At 28.6% G+C, this 19,686-nt stretch carries 15 protein-coding genes; 5 read left to right on the top strand and 10 right to left on the bottom strand.

Annotated elements, in window-relative coordinates:
* Positions 1 to 312 precede the first annotated feature (312 nt).
* Complete coding sequence (locus Q8852_RS03225) at positions 313 to 1,104, top strand: hypothetical protein (RefSeq protein ID WP_305937745.1); 792 nt, start codon at positions 313 to 315, stop codon at positions 1,102 to 1,104.
* A gap of 23 nt (positions 1,105 to 1,127) precedes the next feature.
* On the opposite strand, the gene Q8852_RS03230 is transcribed toward Q8852_RS03225, so the two are convergent.
* The 7 genes from Q8852_RS03230 to nadE form a co-directional block, all read right to left on the bottom strand.
* Positions 1,128 to 2,366: a CNNM domain-containing protein gene (locus Q8852_RS03230; protein WP_305937746.1), complete on the bottom strand. Its 1,239-nt coding sequence runs from the start codon at positions 2,364 to 2,366 to the stop codon at positions 1,128 to 1,130.
* 72 nt (positions 2,367 to 2,438) lie between these two features.
* On the bottom strand, positions 2,439 to 3,908 hold the full coding sequence (locus Q8852_RS03235) for a DnaB-like helicase C-terminal domain-containing protein (RefSeq protein WP_305937747.1): 1,470 nt from the start codon (positions 3,906 to 3,908) through the stop codon (positions 2,439 to 2,441).
* Positions 3,895 to 4,356: a 50S ribosomal protein L9 gene (gene rplI, locus Q8852_RS03240; RefSeq protein WP_305937748.1), complete on the bottom strand. Its 462-nt coding sequence runs from the start codon at positions 4,354 to 4,356 to the stop codon at positions 3,895 to 3,897. The genes Q8852_RS03235 and rplI overlap by 14 nt, the downstream gene beginning before the upstream one ends.
* Entirely contained in the window at positions 4,337 to 6,349 is a 2,013-nt protein-coding gene (locus Q8852_RS03245; protein ID WP_305937749.1) for a GGDEF domain-containing protein, read from the bottom strand. The genes rplI and Q8852_RS03245 overlap by 20 nt, the downstream gene beginning before the upstream one ends.
* Before the next feature lie 75 nt (positions 6,350 to 6,424).
* A complete protein-coding gene (locus Q8852_RS03250; protein ID WP_305937750.1) occupies positions 6,425 to 7,672 on the bottom strand; it encodes a ZIP family metal transporter in 1,248 nt (415 codons plus the stop codon).
* Between the two features lie 2 nt (positions 7,673 to 7,674).
* Positions 7,675 to 8,403, bottom strand: coding sequence for a YebC/PmpR family DNA-binding transcriptional regulator (locus Q8852_RS03255; RefSeq protein WP_305937751.1), 729 nt, complete (start codon positions 8,401 to 8,403; stop codon positions 7,675 to 7,677).
* A 16-nt stretch (positions 8,404 to 8,419) separates the two neighbouring features.
* Complete coding sequence (gene nadE / locus Q8852_RS03260) at positions 8,420 to 9,211, bottom strand: NAD(+) synthase (protein ID WP_305937752.1); 792 nt, start codon at positions 9,209 to 9,211, stop codon at positions 8,420 to 8,422.
* A 263-nt stretch (positions 9,212 to 9,474) separates the two neighbouring features.
* On the opposite strand from nadE, the gene Q8852_RS03265 reads away from it, so the two are divergent.
* The 4 genes from Q8852_RS03265 to Q8852_RS03280 are packed head-to-tail and all read left to right on the top strand — an operon-like array spanning position 9,475 to position 16,910.
* Positions 9,475 to 10,191, top strand: coding sequence for an MPN527 family putative ECF transporter permease subunit (locus Q8852_RS03265; protein ID WP_305937753.1), 717 nt, complete (start codon positions 9,475 to 9,477; stop codon positions 10,189 to 10,191).
* Between the two features lie 11 nt (positions 10,192 to 10,202).
* A complete protein-coding gene (locus Q8852_RS03270) occupies positions 10,203 to 12,533 on the top strand; it encodes a class I tRNA ligase family protein (protein ID WP_305937754.1) in 2,331 nt (776 codons plus the stop codon).
* A 9-nt stretch (positions 12,534 to 12,542) separates the two neighbouring features.
* Complete coding sequence (gene lon, locus Q8852_RS03275; RefSeq protein ID WP_305937755.1) at positions 12,543 to 15,377, top strand: endopeptidase La; 2,835 nt, start codon at positions 12,543 to 12,545, stop codon at positions 15,375 to 15,377.
* A gap of 3 nt (positions 15,378 to 15,380) precedes the next feature.
* Positions 15,381 to 16,910: an APC family permease gene (locus Q8852_RS03280; protein ID WP_305937756.1), complete on the top strand. Its 1,530-nt coding sequence runs from the start codon at positions 15,381 to 15,383 to the stop codon at positions 16,908 to 16,910.
* Between the two features lie 40 nt (positions 16,911 to 16,950).
* Here Q8852_RS03280 and Q8852_RS03285 read toward each other — a convergent pair whose 3' ends face one another.
* Genes Q8852_RS03285 through Q8852_RS03295 form a run of 3 tightly spaced genes read right to left on the bottom strand, consistent with a single transcriptional unit; the run spans position 16,951 to position 19,655 of the window.
* Entirely contained in the window at positions 16,951 to 17,865 is a 915-nt protein-coding gene (locus Q8852_RS03285) for a type II restriction endonuclease (RefSeq protein ID WP_305937757.1), read from the bottom strand.
* On the bottom strand, positions 17,837 to 18,607 hold the full coding sequence (locus tag Q8852_RS03290) for a DNA-methyltransferase (RefSeq protein ID WP_305937758.1): 771 nt from the start codon (positions 18,605 to 18,607) through the stop codon (positions 17,837 to 17,839). Before Q8852_RS03290 ends, Q8852_RS03285 begins: the two co-directional genes overlap by 29 nt.
* A gap of 1 nt (position 18,608) precedes the next feature.
* On the bottom strand, positions 18,609 to 19,655 hold the full coding sequence (locus Q8852_RS03295; RefSeq protein ID WP_305937759.1) for a Dam family site-specific DNA-(adenine-N6)-methyltransferase: 1,047 nt from the start codon (positions 19,653 to 19,655) through the stop codon (positions 18,609 to 18,611).
* Positions 19,656 to 19,686 lie beyond the last annotated feature (31 nt).

The raw sequence follows: 19,686 nt of genomic DNA on the forward strand, positions 1-19,686 counted from the left end.
TTCGCTCATATATCATTTATTTAAACCTGAACGCTAATTTAGGCAATTCTATAGCTTATAACAATTAATTGTTTACATACATTTTGTAACTAAATTAGTAAAATATTTGTAGGAGTAAAAATGAAAATATTAAATTCTAGTATAGATATTATTTCTTTTCTTTCGTATGAAGTATCTCCCACACTCATTGATATAAACAAATTAAATATCTCAGCAAAAATAGCAGTGTTAGTAAACATCCTTAATATCAAACGAATTCTATTATCAAATATAATATATCGTTTGATAACGGTACAATAATTGGAGGTTCGGATGGAAAAATCACGAATTTTTAAATATTACTGAATTCCTACATTAACTTCATTTGCAATCGGTTTATTTTTGATTCCTTTGTTCGAAACTCTTTATGTTTACAATATAACAAATAAGAAAAATCAATATGATATGATGATTACTTTTATTGCTATTATTTCAATTTTAGCTGTAATATACATAATAAATTGACTATTTAATTATCGTAATATTTATAAAATTAATAGCATTTCATATAAATGTAATGAAAAAGATATGATTAAAAAGCATCCATATTGAAAACCATTTAGATATTTATTTAATTTATATATGGGTATGGGTGAATACGATCCGCACTTGGGTATTTATGATTCTGATTTTAGTATGGAAAAATGAAACAATGTTGATACTAGTCAGCTGAATAATTATCTTAAATATAAATATTGAAAAAACACAAAAATTTTATACTGATTATTTTATACCACTCCTTTTATCTTTGGGGTAGGTATAAGTGTAATATTTGATATTTTATTATTACTCACAATATTAGATTGAAACAAAACAACTGGTGCTATGATTTTTGTACCAATAGGTGTAATTTGTGGAATCTGTTTAGTTTATACACTTGGATTATATATTTATATGGCTATATTAATGACTGAAATTGTTTTATATGAAATCCAGGATATTGATTTTGAAAAGAAATTACAATATTTTCAAGTTACGCATTTGTATAACAAAAGCTTAGAAATTTATCTCAAAACAATAAGCAGTAAGAAATTCTTGAATTTTATTAAAAAATATAGTGACTAGTTTTTTTGTTAGTCACTATATTTTTATAATTTATTTACTTCAATAAAAGCTGAGAATTTTTTATTTTTAACTATTTCAACAACTTTAAATGTAACTTCATCACCTAAGGTATAACGTGAATTTTTATATAGACGTTTAGTTTCCATTCGTTTAAGAAGAAAGCTTCTTAAATCCATATTAAGCTCATCTTCTTCAAGTAATTCATCATCTATCTCTAATTGTTTGAATAATTCATTCATTTTAACATTAGATTGAACACGTGATTTTTCAAGTGAGATTTCATAAATTTCTTCATCATCATCAAATTCATCATAAATCTCACCAACAATTTCTTCGATAATATCTTCAATTGTAATAATTCCTAAAACATCTGTGCTGTTGTTGTTTTCGACAACAAAAGCCATTTGTGCACGTGCTGAACGCATTTTTTCAAGTGCAGAAGATAAGATTGAATTAGCTGAAACTAACGGAACACTTTTCATGTAGTCAATTACTCTACCTTTTTTAAGATTAAAGATATCTTTTAATAAAACAATTCCAATTAAATTTCCATCTTTTTCAACTGGTATTCTTGAGTAATTAGTTTCTTTAAATATTTCATGAGCATCAGCTATATTACTTTTATAAGATATTGTTGTAACATCTTTAAGTCTTACATAGTGCTGTGAAACTTTAGTTGAGTCTAAATCCAAAGCATTTTGAGCTAAAATACTTTCACCAGTTTGCAGCACCCCTTCTTCTTGTGCTAATGAAAGCATTGATTTGATATCTTCCTCTGAATTAGTTACATAAACATTCTTAGATAACTTACTAATTGGATATGTAATTGGGAAGAAAAGTCAAAACATTGCTTCATTAAAGATGCAAAATACTTTAAGGTATCTTTCTGGATGGGCTTTAGCAACTAATTTAGGTGCTATTTCACCGAAAAGAACTAAAATAGGTGTTACAACAGCAGTAGAAATAACTACTGTAATTACATCTCCTTCACTAAAATATAATGAAAGAACATAAGAAGTTAATGCTGAAGAAGCAACATTAACTAAATTGTTACAAATTAAAATTGTGCTTAATAATTGATTGTATTTTTTTACTTGTTTATTAATTAAGTTTCCAAATTTATGTTTTTCTTCTACCATATCATGCAATCTTGCAGGAGAAATTGTGCTATAAGCAGTTTCTGAACCTGAAAAGATAGCACTGAGACAAAATAGCACAATTAAAACAACTGAAACTATTGCGGTAATCACACTTTTATCCATGTTTTACCTCTATCTCATAGTATGAAATGGTATTTTTTATATTAGATTTCAAACTGGAATAAGTATCCATAATTAATATCTGTTCCCTTCTTTTTCATCAGTAAATTTAACATATTTACCTGTATAAATTAATGTGTTTGCAGCCCCTGGTTGTCCATTTCTGTTTTTTGCAACAGTGAGTACAACTGGGATGTGTTCATTTTTGCTAACTTCTTCTTCGGAAACACCTTTTTTAAGTGGTTTTTTATTTAAGAATAAAACGATGTCAGCATCTTGTTCAATTTGACCTGATTCTCTAAGGTCAATAAGTTGTGGTCTTTTGTCTTCACGACTTTCAACACTACGAGAAAGCTGTGAAAGAGCCATAATAGGTATTTTAAGTTCAAGTGCAAGTGTTTTAAGTGATCTGGAAATACTTGCAACTTCAGTTTGTCTATTACCTGAATTATCTCCACCTGAAAGTAATTGTAAGTAGTCAATAATTACTAAATCTAATTTACCATCAAGGTTTTTCATTAAGTGACGAATTTTAAAGATAATTTCAGTAATTTTACTTTTTGGTTCATCATCAAACCAAACAACACTATCTTTTTTCATATTTTCAATAGTGTGGAAAATTTTCATCGCTTCATCATTATTACTAATGAATTTAGGGTTTTGGATTTTATATAAATCAACTCCACTAGCTGTCGAAATATATCTGGAAGTAAGTTCATTTGTAGGCATTTCAAGTGAGATAAATGCTACGTTTTTAACTTCTCCATTTTTATTAGCTTCATCCACGATGTTTTTAGCTATATTTAAGGCTAAAGCAGTTTTACCAACTCCTGGTCTAGCTGCTAAAATAACAAATTGTCCAGGTTTAAATCCTTTAACATGATTATCAATTGAATAAAATCCTGTGTATAAGGAATTTTCTTGTTGTTCTTTGTTTTGTAAGATATTTGCAATTCTTTCAGCTAAATCATTTGCAGCTTGATCTAGTGAAATAAATTCAGAATTCTTAATTGACATATTGTTATTGGTTACTAAGAAGTTTTGTAAATCTTGAATTGAACTATCTCAAGTAATTTTTCCATTATGTCCGAATGCTTTTTGATATTCTGCATAAAATGATTCTAAATTACGCATCTTTTGTAATTCAATTAATTTTTCAACATTAGTAATGAAGTTTTCATCATTGTATAAAGAAGAAGCAATTTTATTTAATGTTCCAATAGTTAAAGCACTATATTCTAGTGTATTTGGTATTGTTTCAATTAATTTCTTAACATCATTATAATCAAAAGTTATAGTTTTATTTTTACTGTTATCACGAGTAGTTTTAATAAGTTTAAATAATTGTTGATATGCTGGTGTGTAAAAGGCTTGTGGACTTAAGTAGTCAAACCCAAGCCCTTGTTTATCTAAATCATTTATTAGGTTACTTAAAACTTCTCGTTCAACTGCTTCATCTTGAAATAATGTGTCTTTGAGCGGGATTAAGTCACCTGAAATGTTTTTATAAACTTTGTCTTCAATAAATTTTCTATTTCTTGACATGTTTAATTGTAATTTCTACTCTAATATTTGCTGTGATATCTTTATATAATGTTGCTACAACATCATGTGGACCTTCAGAAACTAAATGAACTTTGCTCAATGCATGCTTGTCTAATTTATATCCTAATTCTTGTAGTTTTTTATCAACATCTTTAGTTGATACTGAACCGTGAACATTTAAGTTTCCATTAGCATCAGTATTGGCTTCAAGGGTATATTTTAAAACTAATTTTTCAAGTTTATCTTTAAGTTCTAAAGCTTTGCTTCTAGCTTCATGTTCATTAGCAATTAAATTATTTAATCTTCCGTTTAATTCATGAAGTGTTTGTTTATTATGTGGAACAGCGAAACCATTTTTAATTAAATAGTTACTTCCATATCCATTTGATACTTCAATAATTGTGTTTGCTTTTCCATCTTTACAATCTTTAATTAATATTACTTTCATCTTTAATCTCTCTTTCACTAGTTATAATAGCATGACGAATGTTGTCTACAAATGTTTCTAAATCTTCATCTGAAACTGCAGCAGCCGTTGAGAAGTGTCCTCCTCCACCAACTTGTTCACAAATAATTTGAACATTTGTCCCAATTCCACGGGCACTAAGTTTATAAAGCTTAGTTCCTTTTAATCTTGCTACTACAAAGGAAGCAACTCTTCCTTTGATTTTAAGTATTTCATTAGCAGCCATTGAAATAACATCGTTTGATACTTCTTTGTCTGTATAAGCAAGGTAAAATCCTTTTTTAACTTCTTGAGTATTTTTCAAGATATCTTGAATTTCTTCTTCGGTTTCATCATCAATTTTAAGCAGATTTCCACTTTTAACAACGTTTGCACCTTTTGACTCTAATCAGGCACTAGCTTCAAAAGTACGTGTTGTAACTGATTTTGAAAATTGCACTGTATCAAGGAAAATACCACTTAAAAGTAATTGAGCACATAATTGTGATACATGTAATTTATAATCCATAAAGGTCATAATTTCAGTCACAATTTCTGAAGCTGATGAAGCTGTCGTATCAATGTAAATGTTTGTAATTGGACAATAATCAATACTTTTTCCAACTCTATGGTGGTCAAATACAAAGATATTATTTCTATCAGCATTAATAAAGGCATCTTTATTATCGGTTCTAAATACATCTGAGTTATCAACCAAAACCACTATGGTATCAGCATCTGTAATTTTAGTTGCGACTGATGGTTTGATAAAAATCTTTTCATCAAAATCTTTATCAGATTTTAGTTCTTCTAAATATTGTTCAGTAGTTTGATCAAAAGTTACATTACAAATGTATGCTTCCTTACCAAAACTTTTTGCAATTTGTGTTACTGCGTATGCTGAACCTAAAGCATCTAAGTCAGCAAGTTGGTGTCCATAAGCAATAACTTTATTAATATTTTTTTGTTTTAAATGTTTAGCAAATTCAAGTGCGACTGATTTAATTTTGGTTCTATTGTTATTTGACATTATTTCACTATTTGACCCAAAGTAAACTGCTGGTTGGGTGTTTGAGAAAATTGCAATTTGATCTCCACCACGGTTTTGAGCTTGCACAAGGGCTTTTTTAGCTTGTTCAAGTTTCTCTTTCAATGAACTTCAACCATGAGCAAATCCAACTGAAAGTGATAAATTGTTAATAGCAGGATCGCTTACTTTTTCATGAATGTTAGTAAATAATGTAAAGTTTTCTTTTGACATCTCTTGTAGAGATTTTTCATTAGTAATAACAACAAATTTACCATTAGTATATTGACGATAAATCAAGTTGTATTTTTCCATATATTCTTTAATAGTATCAATAACAATTTTGTTAATAAGGAAAATTTGTTCTTCAGAAAGGATTGATTGATACATTGCGTAGTTATCAATTTCAATTTCACCAACTACTGGTTTTTGTTCTCAAGATTCTACTTTAAATAAATGCTCTGTAGTAATATCACGAATTACTATAGTATTTGATAAAGGTCAAAATTGAGCTTCATAAATATTTTTGTTGTTATAAAACTCCATTTTGGTTTGGTTCATATCAACATCATTTTTAAAGTTTTCATCTATCTTTTTGAAAAATTGGTTAACTGTTTCATTAATAAAATCCTTGTGGAATTTGTTTTTAATAAAGTGTGAAGTTCAAATAATTCTTGAATTAATATCATAAACAATAAGACCAATGTTGTTATTTGTCATAATATTTTCAATAAATCCATTAAATGATTTATTAATTAACTCACGAGATTTTGCAAAGTTGTAAATTGCAAAATATAACAACATAATAATGATTCCCAGTACTAGGAACATTCCTATGATAATTAAGATTCCACTCGCTAAATTAATATCAACTTTGATTTTGGTTAAAGCCCAAATTAGTAAGATAAAAAGAATTAAAAATAGTACTAATAATCCAGAATAAATTCAAGCTTTTTGTTTTTTATGCATCTATATCCTTTCAATTTATTTAAATTATACATAATTTAAGCTTTTGTATAACTAAGTTATACAAAAACCATGCTCCTAGTGAGCATGGAATGAAAGGATCGCAACTGCAACAATAATTCCGATAAAAAGCGAAAGAAGCACTTTAAATCATTTCTTTTTAGGCATATGGTTGTGGTAGAATTCAGGGATAAATTCAACAATTGAAGTAAATAAGAAGATTCCAGCAATAGCTGCAAAAGTCATTGCTTTTAATCATCATAATTGATCAATTGATCTACCTACATATGCACCAATAAGCATAAATGGTAAGAATAAAGAAAGTCCTAAGAATGAAAGAAGTAATGATTTAATTTTGCTAAATCCTGCTTCACGTAATCTAAAGTAGAAAATTGATTCTTCAGGGATTAAGTGAAGGATAAGTGAAAGGAAGTAAGCAGTTGTTAAATTATTAGTTTTACCTGTTGTAGCAAGGCTTAAGTTGTATCCAAGCAAGATTCCTTCAGGTATTCTATGAGTAAGCAGCAACATTAAAGCAATTAACTTCATTTTTGGTTCTGATTTATGAATAATTGTTTCTTCTGCTTGTGCTAAGTTTTCTTCTTGGTTAAAAATGTAATCTGGGTGAGTATGAACATGAGAATATGTTCCATGATCATGTTTATGAACATATGAATTTGAATCATATATCACTGCACCAGAGTACTTTTTAGCTGTTTTTTCTTTAAGCGAATATGTTTTTAAATGTTTTGAACTTCCATCGTAAAATAGCACAGCAGGCTTATTTACTATTGTTTTTTCTGCCTCTAGCAATGATCATTCTCTAGGCGCATGATGGTGATGTTCATGCCCATGTGCATGGTCGTGATCTTCACCATGTTCGTGTACAAATACATTTAAATTTTTATCTTTCTTAAGCACTTTATTAATCCGATAAGTAATAACAAACTTAAGAGTAAATGAGAATAAAATCCCAATTAATAACCCTGAAACAATTGTTGCTATGTTGTATCCAAATACTATATTGTTATTATCTGCAGCACCCGGTACATGATCGTGTACTCCATGTGAAGAAACTTCAATACTTTCTCTTAAAAATCCGAATGTAGCTAGGATTAAGAAGAATCCGGTAGAAAAAGCATATAGATAAAAGGTAAAGTTTCTAAACTTTTTATCCTTTAATTTATGGAATAAAGGCAGTATTAATGAAAGTAATGTTGGAATCACTAGTAAGCATAGTAATGTGACTAAAACAACGATAAAAGTTGCTAATCCTTCACTTCCAACATCAGTAGATAGTTTGATATATAAATCTTGTAGACTCATTATTATTCTTCTACATCGATATTATGATAAACTTCTTGAACATCATCGTCATCTTTTAATTTTTCAACAAAATCTAAAAGTTTTTGTTCTTTTTCTTCATCATATTCAACATACATATTTGGTAAATATGTTACTTCACATTGAATAAATTCAACAACACCTAAAGTAGATTCAATTGCATTTTTAAGGTCTGAAAAGTTTTCAGGAGCTGTTGTAATTACGAATGATTCTTCTGCATTTTCAACATCATCTGCTCCGTTTTCTAAAGCAGCTAACATTAAATCATCTTCAGTTACATATTGCTTAGAAATTTCAATAATACCTTTTTTATCAAAAGCAAATGGAATTTGTCCTGTTTTTCCAAGTGTTGCGTTTTGTTTGTTAAAGTAAGCTTGGATGTTTGATTTAACTCTGTTTAAGTTATCTGATAAAGTAACAACGATAAATGTAGCTCCACCACTAACTGTTGCATTGAAAACAGTTTCAACGAAAGCACTAGAGTTTTTGTCTCCAGCAGCTTTTTTAATAGCTCTTTCGATGTTATCTTTAGGCATGTTTTTTGATTTAGCTTTAGCAATAGCAAGTTTTAAAGCTGGGTTTGTTTCAGGATCTGGTCCTTTTTGTGCAGCTACATAAATTTCTTTTGATAATTTTTGGAAAACTTTTCCTCTTGCTGCATCTTGAGCACCTTTACGGTGCATAATGTTGGCTGCGTGTGAGTGTCCGGCCATAAAAATCTCCTTTAAGTTATTTTATTTCTGATGGTTTATAAATAGAATCTCTTTTATGTTGTGAAATTCTATGTTTATGTTCAATTTTATCAATAGTTTCTTTTGATAAAACTTTAGATATTAATTCTTTATTTTCAATGTTATCTAAGTAAAAATCTAATTGTGCATATGAAAATCCAAGTTCGCTTTCATCAGTTTGATTTTCTCAAAGACCTGCTGAAGGAGCTTTATTAATAATTTCTTCAGGAACATTAAGCAGTGAAGCTAAAAATCTAACTTCCCCTTTAGTTAAACGAGAAATCGGAAGTAAATCAACTCCTCCATCTCCATACTTAGTAAAGTAACCAATAAAAGTTTCATCTAAGTTATCTGTTCCTAGCACCAAGGCATTTTTATCTTGAGCAATAGCATATAAAGTTGTCATTCTTAATCTTGGCTTGATGTTTGCAATTGCTAAAGGATTTTGTACATTTACTGCTTGATAAATGCTGTTAAAAGTTTCTGATAAATCTACAGTTTGGAATTTATCAAAAAATGTTTGTTCCAATTTATCAATGTGATCTAAATCGCTTTGCAACATTTTTCCAACCGGCATAACAACCCCAAAAGTTCTCTCAGGCATAATGTTTTTAGCAATTGCATAAACAAGTGCTGAATCAATTCCACCTGAAATTCCTACTACAAAACCTTCTGCTTTAGCTTTAGACATATATTCAATTAAAAAACTTTTAATTACTTCTAAATAATCTAAAGCAGCTTGCTTATCGTAAATAGGTTTGTTATTTTCGTAACGTGTGATTTTACTCATATTAACCTCGAAAATTTATATATTGAAAATATCTAAAATTTTACTAAATTTTACATTAATACTTGCATTTAATTTATACCATAATTTTTATAAAATATTACTGTATAGTAATTTATTTTTAATTATTTGGATTTAATATTGTAATTAAATAGTAAAAATTATAAAAAAGTTATTTTTTAAAGCAATTTTGTAGCTTTTTATGATTTTTATATTTTTTAAGAAATCAAGTATAATTTAAAAATAATTTAGCAATAGGAGGGATAATGCAACCAGAAGTTAAAACATTAAAATGAAATTACGACTTTAACACAATTTACAAAATTGCTTTTAGCGGTATTATGCTTGCACTTAGCATTATTCTTTCATTTATTTGCAACTTTTTGAAATTTAATGCTTTTTTAAATTTCAACTTTGCTTTAATTCCTATTTTTATTACTTTATATTATATTGGTTTAAATTTTGCTTTATTAGTGACTTTTGCAAGATTTTTAATTTCACCAATCTTATCGGCTTTTTCACTTTCACTAGGTCTGGGAGTGGAATATTTAGGGAACTTTATTTTATTTTGTTCACAAATCGTTACACTTTTAATATTTTTCCATATATATAACGGGGTAAGTAAAAGAAATAATTCAAGATTTTTAATTAGTAACCTAATTGCGATGGTTATTAGCATGCTAAGTGTCGCTATTTTAATGAGTATTTTAAATACTTTCTTATTTAATTTAATTTACTTTAAAATGCTTGGATATAGTGATTTTTCGCTTGCTTCAGTAGTTAAAATTTATGATTCTAGCCTTAAAGCTTTCTTCTTTTTTATCCCAAATTATTACCTAGGATCTTTTACTTTGTATTTTCTTTTTAATTTAACAAATATATTTATAAATTTCTTTATAATTTATATATTTATTGCTTGAGAAAATAAAAGTAATTTTATAAATAAAATTAACTCTAAGCATACTAAAAATAGCTACAACTAAAAGGAGAGAAAATGGAAAAATTTGATTTTAAATTAATTGATCAGAAATGACAACAAATTTGGGATGAAGAAAACTACTTCGAACCTAAAGAAGATTTCTCATTACCAAAGAAATATATTCTTAGTATGTTCCCATATCCAAGTGGAAAACTACACATGGGACACGTTAGAAACTATTCAATAGGTGATGCGATCGCAAGATATTACCGTCGTAAAGGTTACAATGTACTTCACCCATTTGGATGAGATGCTTTTGGACTTCCAGCTGAAAATGCAGCAATTAAACATGGAATTCATCCTAGAAAATGGACTTATGAAAATATTGATTCAATGGATAAAGAAATCCAAAAATTAGGTATTTCATTTGCTTGAAACTACGAATGTATTACTGCAGATTACGATTACACCAAATGAGAACAATACATTTTCATTAAACTTTGAAATGAAGGTCTTATTTACAAGAAAAAAAGTTTATTAAACTGATGTGAAAATGATAATACAGTTTTAGCTAACGAACAAGTTATTGACAATAAATGTTGAAGATGTGATGGTGAAGTAGTTCAAAAAGAAATGGATACTTACTACTTAAAAATTACTGCTTATGCAGATGAATTGCTTAAAGATTTAAAAACTTTGGAAGGTCACTGACCACAACAAGTTTTAACAATGCAAAAAAACTGAATCGGAAGAAGCGAAGATTACAAAATTACTTTTAAACTTGAAAATAACAAATTTAGCTCACTTGATTTAATTGCATATGAAAATAACTTAAGTGTAATTTCAAATATTAGTTATATTGCTATTTCAAACAAACACCCACTTGTTGAAGAATTAAAAAGACATGAATACTTCAGTCAAGATGAATTAAACAAACTTGAAGAAATTAACTTAAACTTTGTTAAAAAAGATTTTTCTAAGAAAGTTTTAGTTACAACTCCTTTTGTAGCTATTAATCCATTTACTAATGAAAAAATTCAAGTAATTATTTCAGATTTTGCTTCAAACAATCCGAACAAAAATGTTGTTTTAACTTCTCCATTAATTGATAGTCAAAAATCATTTATGGAATTTAATTCACTACCTTTTAATTTTGAAGTTAAAGAAAACTTGCAAGATGTTAAATTAACTAAAGAAGTTAAATATAACCTTAGAGACTGAGGAATTTCACGTCAAAGATACTGAGGAACACCAATTCCACTTATTAATTGTGAAAAATGTGGAACAAACCCAGTTTCATTAAACACACTTCCAGTTTTACTTCCTGAAAAAGTAACATTCAGCGGACAAGGTAATCCACTTGATACCAATGAAGAATGAAGACTTGTAAAATGTCCTTCATGTGGTGGATTTGCACAAAGAGAAACAGATACGCTTGATACATTCTTTGAATCAAGTTGATATTTCCTTAGATATACTACACCAACATATTTAAGAGAACAATATGCAGTTGAACCAAATCATTTAGCATACTGAAATTCAGTTGATGAATATATCGGTGGAATTGAACATGCAATTTTACACTTACTTTATGCTAGATTCTTTACTAAAGCACTTGCTGATGTGGGACTTACAACATTTAGAGAACCATTTAATAACCTTATTACTCAAGGTATGGTGCTTAAAGATGGTGCTAAAATGTCTAAATCAAAAGGTAATGTAGTTGAACCTGGTGAAATGATTGATAAATTCGGAGCTGACACATCTAGATTATTTATCCTTTTTGCAGCACCTCCTCAAAAAGAACTTGAATGAAGTGATTCAGGTGTTAGCGGATGCTTTAAATTCATTAATCGTCTTTTTGAAAGATCAAAAGAAATTGATGTAAATTCAAATTATAAAAATATTGATACAGCTTCACTTACAACTCAAGAAAAGAAAGCTAGATACAAACTTTATTTAGGAATGCAAAAACAAATTGAAACATTTGAAAATAGAGAAAACAATTATGCATTTAACACACTTGTTTCTTGAACAATGGAAACATTAAATGAATATGACTCAATTACTAGAAGTGACTTAATCACAGAAATGTTCTATGTACTTTTAAATATCTTAGAACCATTCATTCCACACTTTGCTTGAGAAATTTCTTCTAAATACTTTAACTTAGAAAACCTTAAAGACTTCAGCATAGATGCAAACGCACTTGTGCTTGATGAAGTTACATACGGTATTACAGTTAATGGTAAAGTTAGAGGTGAATTAAGTATTTCTAAAAATGCGCCTAAAGAAGAAGTTATAACTAAAGCAAAAGAAGTTGTTAATAAATGAATAGAAAATAAAGAAATTATTAAAGAAATTTTTGTTCCAAACAAAATTGTTAACTTAGTAATAAAGAATTAGGAGATAAAAATGGCTAAAAAAACAAACAAAGAAGGAATTAATTCAACTTTTATCATTAATGGTAAAGAATATCAAATCCTTGATACTAAAGAAGCTATCAAAAAACTTGATGTTACCGAAAACCTTAATGGTGATATAACTGATGATGAAATATTAGATCAAATCGCTATTGAACCATCACTTGATGGAAGTGAAAAAAGACCAAAATTATTAAGAGAATTTGGGGTTTTAATTTCAACTAATGACATTGCTACTCCTGCAGGGATTGCAAACTTTAGTCTTTCACTTGAATCACCACAAGCTAAAGATTTACTTGCATTTTTAAGCAAAATCGACTTAGCTAAAAGTGAAGATAATAGACTTGTACTTTTTACAGAAATATCAACTGAAAAAAGAAATTACGCTTTATATGTAAAACCTATTAGTTGAAGAGAAGTAAATGGTTACTTACAAGTTGTTTATAAACCTCTTTTTGTATTTAGAGTTTTACAAATTTCTGAAAAACAAGATACAGAAGAAGATCCAAATGAATCATTATTCCCAAGATTCATAGTAACAGGTTACTTAATTGAAAAAGGTAACAGTGTACTTGAATTAGAAGATTCAGGATTTGATCAAACAGTTATTGAAGGTTTACTTAAAGCAATCGAAGGCTTTGTAGCTGGTTCAGGACACCACGGAATGCCTGGTGATATGGATAAAGCTGATGGATATGAAGGAAATCCATTTGTTTTACCATGTAAATTAAATTATGAAACAGAAAAGGCATATTCAATTCCTGAAGTATTTGACTTCTTTGAAGAAAATACACCTAAAAATGTTTCACGTGTTTCATCACAATACATAATTGAAAAATTCTGTACTTTAATTAACTTTTTAGATAATTACCACTTTGCAACTAAACCTCAAGTTGTTGAATATTTTGGATACAGAGATCCTGAAAGAACTAACCCTCTTCACAAATTATTCCAACAAATTACAGAAATCCTTACACTTGAAATTGAAATTAATACTCGTGTAAACACTGGACTTGCTGAAAAACTTTCACGTCAACAACAAGAATTCATTGCTAGAGAAAAGATTAAACAATTACAAGACTACCTTGTTGAAATTGGTACAAAACCAGAAGTTGATGAATTCACTGAAACAATTCAATCAGACTTTAGAAGTATTTATCCAGAATCAGTAATTAAGCTTATTGAAGAGGAAGAAAAGAAATCAGCCGAAATGATGCCTGCATCTCCTGAAGCAGCTATTTCTAAAAACTATGTAAATACTCTTAAAAAATTACCATGAAGAAAAGTTCAAAATGAAACTTTAGATATTAAACATGTTAAATCAGTTCTAGACGAATATCACTATGGTTTAGAAGAAATAAAAGAAAGAATTCTTGAATACCTTGCTGTTTTAATTAACTTAAAGAACAAAACAGAATCAAAAGATGATTACACAAGAATTAATAAAGAATTCTTAATTGACCATAATTTATTTAAAGAAGATGGAAATCATCAAGATAAATTTAATAATGTACCTATCCTTACACTTGTGGGTCCTCCTGGTACAGGTAAAACTTCTCTTACAAAAGCAATTGCTGAAGCTTTAGGTAGAGAATTTGTCAAAATCTCTCTTGGTGGAGTTCATGATGAATCTGAAATTAGAGGTCACAGAAGAACTTATGTAGGAGCAATGCCTGGAAAAATTATTAAAGGCATTACTAAAGCTGGAGTTTCAAACCCAATTATCTTACTTGATGAAATTGATAAAATGGCTTCAGATTTCAAAGGTGATCCAGCTAGTGCTATGCTTGAAGTTCTTGATCCAGAACAAAACACAAAATTCCAAGATCACTACCTTGAACATGAATACGACTTATCTAAATGTATTTTTATCGCAACAGCTAACTACTTTGAAAGCATACCAGCTGCATTAATCGATAGAGTTGAAATTATTGATTTATCAGCTTACACATTAACTGAAAAAGTTAACATTGCTAAAAAACACCTTTTACCAAAAGTACTTGAACAAGCTGGCCTTGAAGCTAATATGCTTCAAATTGATGATGCGACACTTGAATACATTATCAAACATTACACAATGGAAGCTGGAGTACGTGGACTTAAACGTGTTTTAGACAAAATTGCTCGTAAAATTGTGCTTAAAGCTTTAAATGATGAATCATTAAAAGAATACAAAGTAGAAATCAGTGAGCTTGAAAACCTTCTAGGTGTAATTAAATTCAAAGATGAAGAAAAAGAAGAAAATGACCTTCCTGGAATTGTTACAGGTCTTGCTTATACTTCATATGGTGGTTCTACACTTCCAATTGAAGTAACTACTTATGAAGGTAAACCTGAAATTAAACTTACTGGTTCACTTAAAGAAGTTATGCAAGAATCAGCACAAATCGCCCTTACTTATGTAAGAGCTAATGCTGAAAAATTTGGAATCAAAGATTTTGACTTTGAATCAAACACAATTCACATCCACGTACCTGAAGGAGCAGTTCCAAAAGATGGTCCTTCTGCCGGGGTTACATTTACTACAGCTATTATTTCTGCATTATCACATAGAGTTGTTTCAAGTGAAATTGGAATGACTGGTGAAATTACTTTAAGAGGAAAAGTTCTTGAAATCGGTGGATTAAAAGAAAAATCATTTGCCGCAGCATCTAAGGGACTTAAACGTATCTTTATCCCTGCTGGAAATGTTAGAAATCTAAAAGATGTACCACTTGAAATCAAAAAAGAATTAACATACATCCCTGTTAAGAATTATGAAGAAATTTACTCTGTAATTTTTGAAAATAAAGAACCTAAAACAACACTTACATTTAGCGAAAACTAATTTATGCAAAAGCAATTTACCGAAAGAAGTTTTACCTTCTTTACGATAAATTTTGTTATAGGAGTTGGATTTATAACCACTATATCAACAGTATTGCAAATTTCATATTGAGGCTACTTAGTACTTATACTAGCAGCCTTTTGTGTATTTGGAATTACTTTGGTATATTCTCGTTTAGCTAACACTTATAACGACCACTATGGGGGTTCTTACTCTTTTGCTCGTCATCTAGATGATGATGTTGCAAGAGGTCACAGTAAACGTTCGAAGAAAAGAGGATTAGACAATTTAATTTTCTTTGTCGGATGAAATCAATTTATTCAAACACCACTGCTAGCAGCTGTTGCTCCATTATTTTTAGCTGATGCTGTTCAAATAGCACTACCAGATAGAAGTGTTTTTCCACAATATGATTTAGTTCTTTGAATTACTAGAGGAGTTTCAATTGCTTTATTTATTGCAATTATTGCTATATCTACAATTGGACTTAAAACAAATAAGAAAATTATTTTATTTGCTTCTGGATTCAAATGATTTATTCTGCTACTAGCAATTGGAATCATGGTTTTTGCAGTTGCAAAAGAACCACAACTTCCAATGCTAGAAATTAGTTCAGATACTAAAATGAATCATATTCAGCCAAAATTAATTATTTCAAATACATTACTTTTCATGTATGCTTTTGCTGGAATTGAAGATGTTTCTTCAATGGTAAAAGATGTTAAGTTTAAAAGCTTTAGAAAAATCCTTTTAATTTCATTTGCTTTTATCTTTATCTTTTATTTAGTATTCTTCACATTATATTTATTCCTACCAGCAAGTTTAAAACCTACTGCAACTACTAAAGTAAATATTTCAGCAATATATACTTATGGACTTGGAGCTTGAGGAGTTGGGATCTTTATTGTAGGATTCTTATGTAATGATTTAAGCTTTAAATTATTCCAATCAGCTTCCACAGCTCGTAGAGTTGTTCCACTTGCTGAAGATGGATATTTACCAGCTAAATATGCAGTTAGAAACAAAAACCATGAATTCAAAAATGCGATTTGATTTACTACTGTTATTACTCTAATAGCTATGGTGATACTTTGAATCATACCAACACTATCAAATGAACAAAAACAAGCAGACTTCTTTGATGCGACGATTATTGCTTGTTCAACAGCTCTATTTATTGAAGATATAATTACATTCTTTTTAGGATTTGCACTTGCAAGAAAAAAACGGATTCCTAAAATCCCATTATGAGAAAAATTAATCTATATCATAACCATTTTAGCAATCGGATTTGTCTTACTATTATTCTATGTTCCATGAATTATCGGAGATTCTTGAGGATACAAAAATACTGTATCATTAGTAGTTTACATAGCTTTTGTTTTATTAGGTTATGTAATGAAATTCTGATATCAACATGGACTCGGAAACAAATTAAGAAAACTTCTTCATTTAAAACCTAAAAAAGAAATTCAAATTCCACAAGATAATCAAATAGATAATGATTGATTAATCAATGTAGACCAGATGTAATATCTGGTTTTTTCTATACAAAAACCCGCTATAGTGCGGGCTAAAGTTTTTCTAGAATTCCATTTTCTAAATCATCAATTGAATACATATGCTCCAAAGCTTCAAAAGTCTCTTGTAAATTATTTCTTGCATCATATCAGCCTTTACCATCAGTAATTCACATAAAGTGAAAATTAGGTATGTCAGCAGCTGATAGAGCTATATTCTTATAACTTCTTGCTGTTTCATTTAGTTTAGAACCGCTGGAAGCATAGAAATTACATTCAATTGCATATACTTGGTTATTTCTGCTATCAATAATAGCAAAATCAAATCTCTTTTTAGTTTTGCCTTGATTTGAAATAGAGCTCAAATTAAGGCCTGTAAGTTTTTCTAAGTCAGATAAATAGATTTCTTTGAAATAAGTATTATTTCTAATATATCCAGCTTTAATCAAGTATGATTCTACAATCCCTTCCATTAAAGCTCCACCTCTATTTTTACGTGCGTTAGCATTCAATCCGACTTCTACCCCTATAGCATAGTCAAATAAGTTGTTAATTAAATGTTTCTTAATTAAAGTAAAAAGCCCCGTTTGTTCCATGAAATAAGATAATTGTTTTACATATTGTTTAAATTCAACATTACTTAATGTTTTTAACAATAATTTAGAGTTAAATGAATAATTATATTGACCATTTTCATCCATGCATCAAATTTCATTTTCTCTTTTAGCTAATAACAATGGTATTGCATCAATTACTTCAGGACTATCTAAGCATAATTGTTCAAATTTTTCCTTAACATTATCTGCACCAATTAATTGATTAAGTAATTGTAATTCTATTTTAGCTTTATGAACATTTTGATAAACTGTATCGAAATCTACATAATACTTATAATCAGCTATGCTTTCTCTGAAACGAGATATTCACTCTTCAAAATTTCTAATTTTTAACATCTTTAATTCTTTCAATTGTTAATTTTAGATATTTAGTTTCTATATCTATTCCAATATATTTTCTGTTTAATTTAACAGCAGCTACTCCAGTAGTTCCACTACCATTAAATGGATCTAAAATTACATCTCCTTGTTTACTGCTTGCTAAAATTATTCTTTCAAGTAATCCTAATGGTTTTTGCGTTGGGTGCTTTCCAAATTTCTTTTCATCCTTAGCAGGTAGGTTTAAAGTTCAAACATCTTTCATTTGCTTATTATCATTTATTTGTTTCATTAACTGATAATCAAAATAATGTTTTCCTTTGATACCATTATTAATTTTTCTAGCTCATAAAATAGTTTCTGTTGAATGTGTAAAACATCTGCAGGCTAAATTAGGGGCTGGATTTGGTTTTTGTCAAGTAATATTATTAATTATGCTAAAGCCTTCGAGTTCTAAAGCAACACCGATTGTATAAATATTATGGTAAGTGCCTGAAATTCAAATAGTTCCATCATCTTTTAAAACTTTTCTGGAAGCTTTTATTCATTTACGATTAAATTTCAATCTTTCTTCAACACTTAAACTTTTATCTCAATCAGCTTTATACACAGAAACTTGTTTACCCGCATGACAACTAATACCATTTTCATTTGATAGAAAATAAGGTGGGTCAGCAAAAATTACATCAACAGATTTTTCAGGTATCTTTTTAAGAACTTTATTACAGTCTCCTAGATATAATTGAATTTCATTAGATTCAAAATATGTTTTCATATTAGTAATTGGTTATTATAACTTCCTCAACATTTCCTCTTTTTGCACCATTAGAATTAATCATTCTTTTAGCTTGTATTACTTTTATATTATACTCTTTATAAAGTTCATTAATAAGGGGTGTGTTATGGTTTGAAAGCATTACATAAACACCTTTTTGATCTAGTTGTTTAAAGCACTCAGCAAGTCTTTTTTGGTCTTGAGCATCAAAACCATCTTTTCCATAATCAACAAATCCAGATGAATTAGGATAAATATCATATGGTGGATCTAAGTAGACAAAATCATTTGCTTTAGCATTTTTAACAACTTCTTCAAAATCTAAATTAGTAATTTTAATTTTCTTGCTTTTTAATAAATCTCTAATTGCATCAAAATTTTCATCATCAAATGTTTTAACCACTTCTTTTTTACCCGAAGGAACATTAAAGTATCCTTGTGAATTTACCCGATAAAGCCCATTAAAACAAGCTTTATTTAAATAGATCATTCTTGCAGCTTTTAAATACTTTGGATTTTTATCAAAATCCACTTCTCTGTCCATATTTCTAACTTGGTAATAATATTCTTCATTATGAGCTTTTTCATGCTTTCGGAGTGCTATTTTAAGGTTTAAAAAGTCTTCTTCATTTTTAAAACATTGATATGCATCAATTAAATATGCATTCATATCATTAATGACTGCTTCTGTTGGTTTTAAGTAAAAGAATAATGCTCCACCACCTAAAAATGGTTCATAATAAGTATTAAATTCTTTTGGTAATGACTCAATTATTTTTGGTAATATTTGAGTTTTACCCCCTGCTCACTTAACAAAAGGTTTTGCTTCAGTTAAAGTATTTTGATTTGATTTAACTAATTTTTCAATTGGTGAATTTAATGCTTTAGCAATTTTTTCTAAAGTTTCAATTGTAATATTTACCTTTCCTGATTCAATTTTTGAAATTTGTGTTCTTTCAATATTGACTAAAAAACTTAATTCATCTTGAGATAAATGAATGTTATTTCTTATCTCTTTTATATTTCTTCCTATAACTTCTTTTAACATACTATTATTATATATAAATGTGTGTTATATT

Origin of the sequence: Mycoplasma seminis, from assembly GCF_030718845.1 — a bacterium.
In the GTDB taxonomy this organism is placed as follows: Bacteria; Bacillota_I; Bacilli_A; order Mycoplasmatales; family Metamycoplasmataceae; genus Mycoplasmopsis; species Mycoplasmopsis seminis.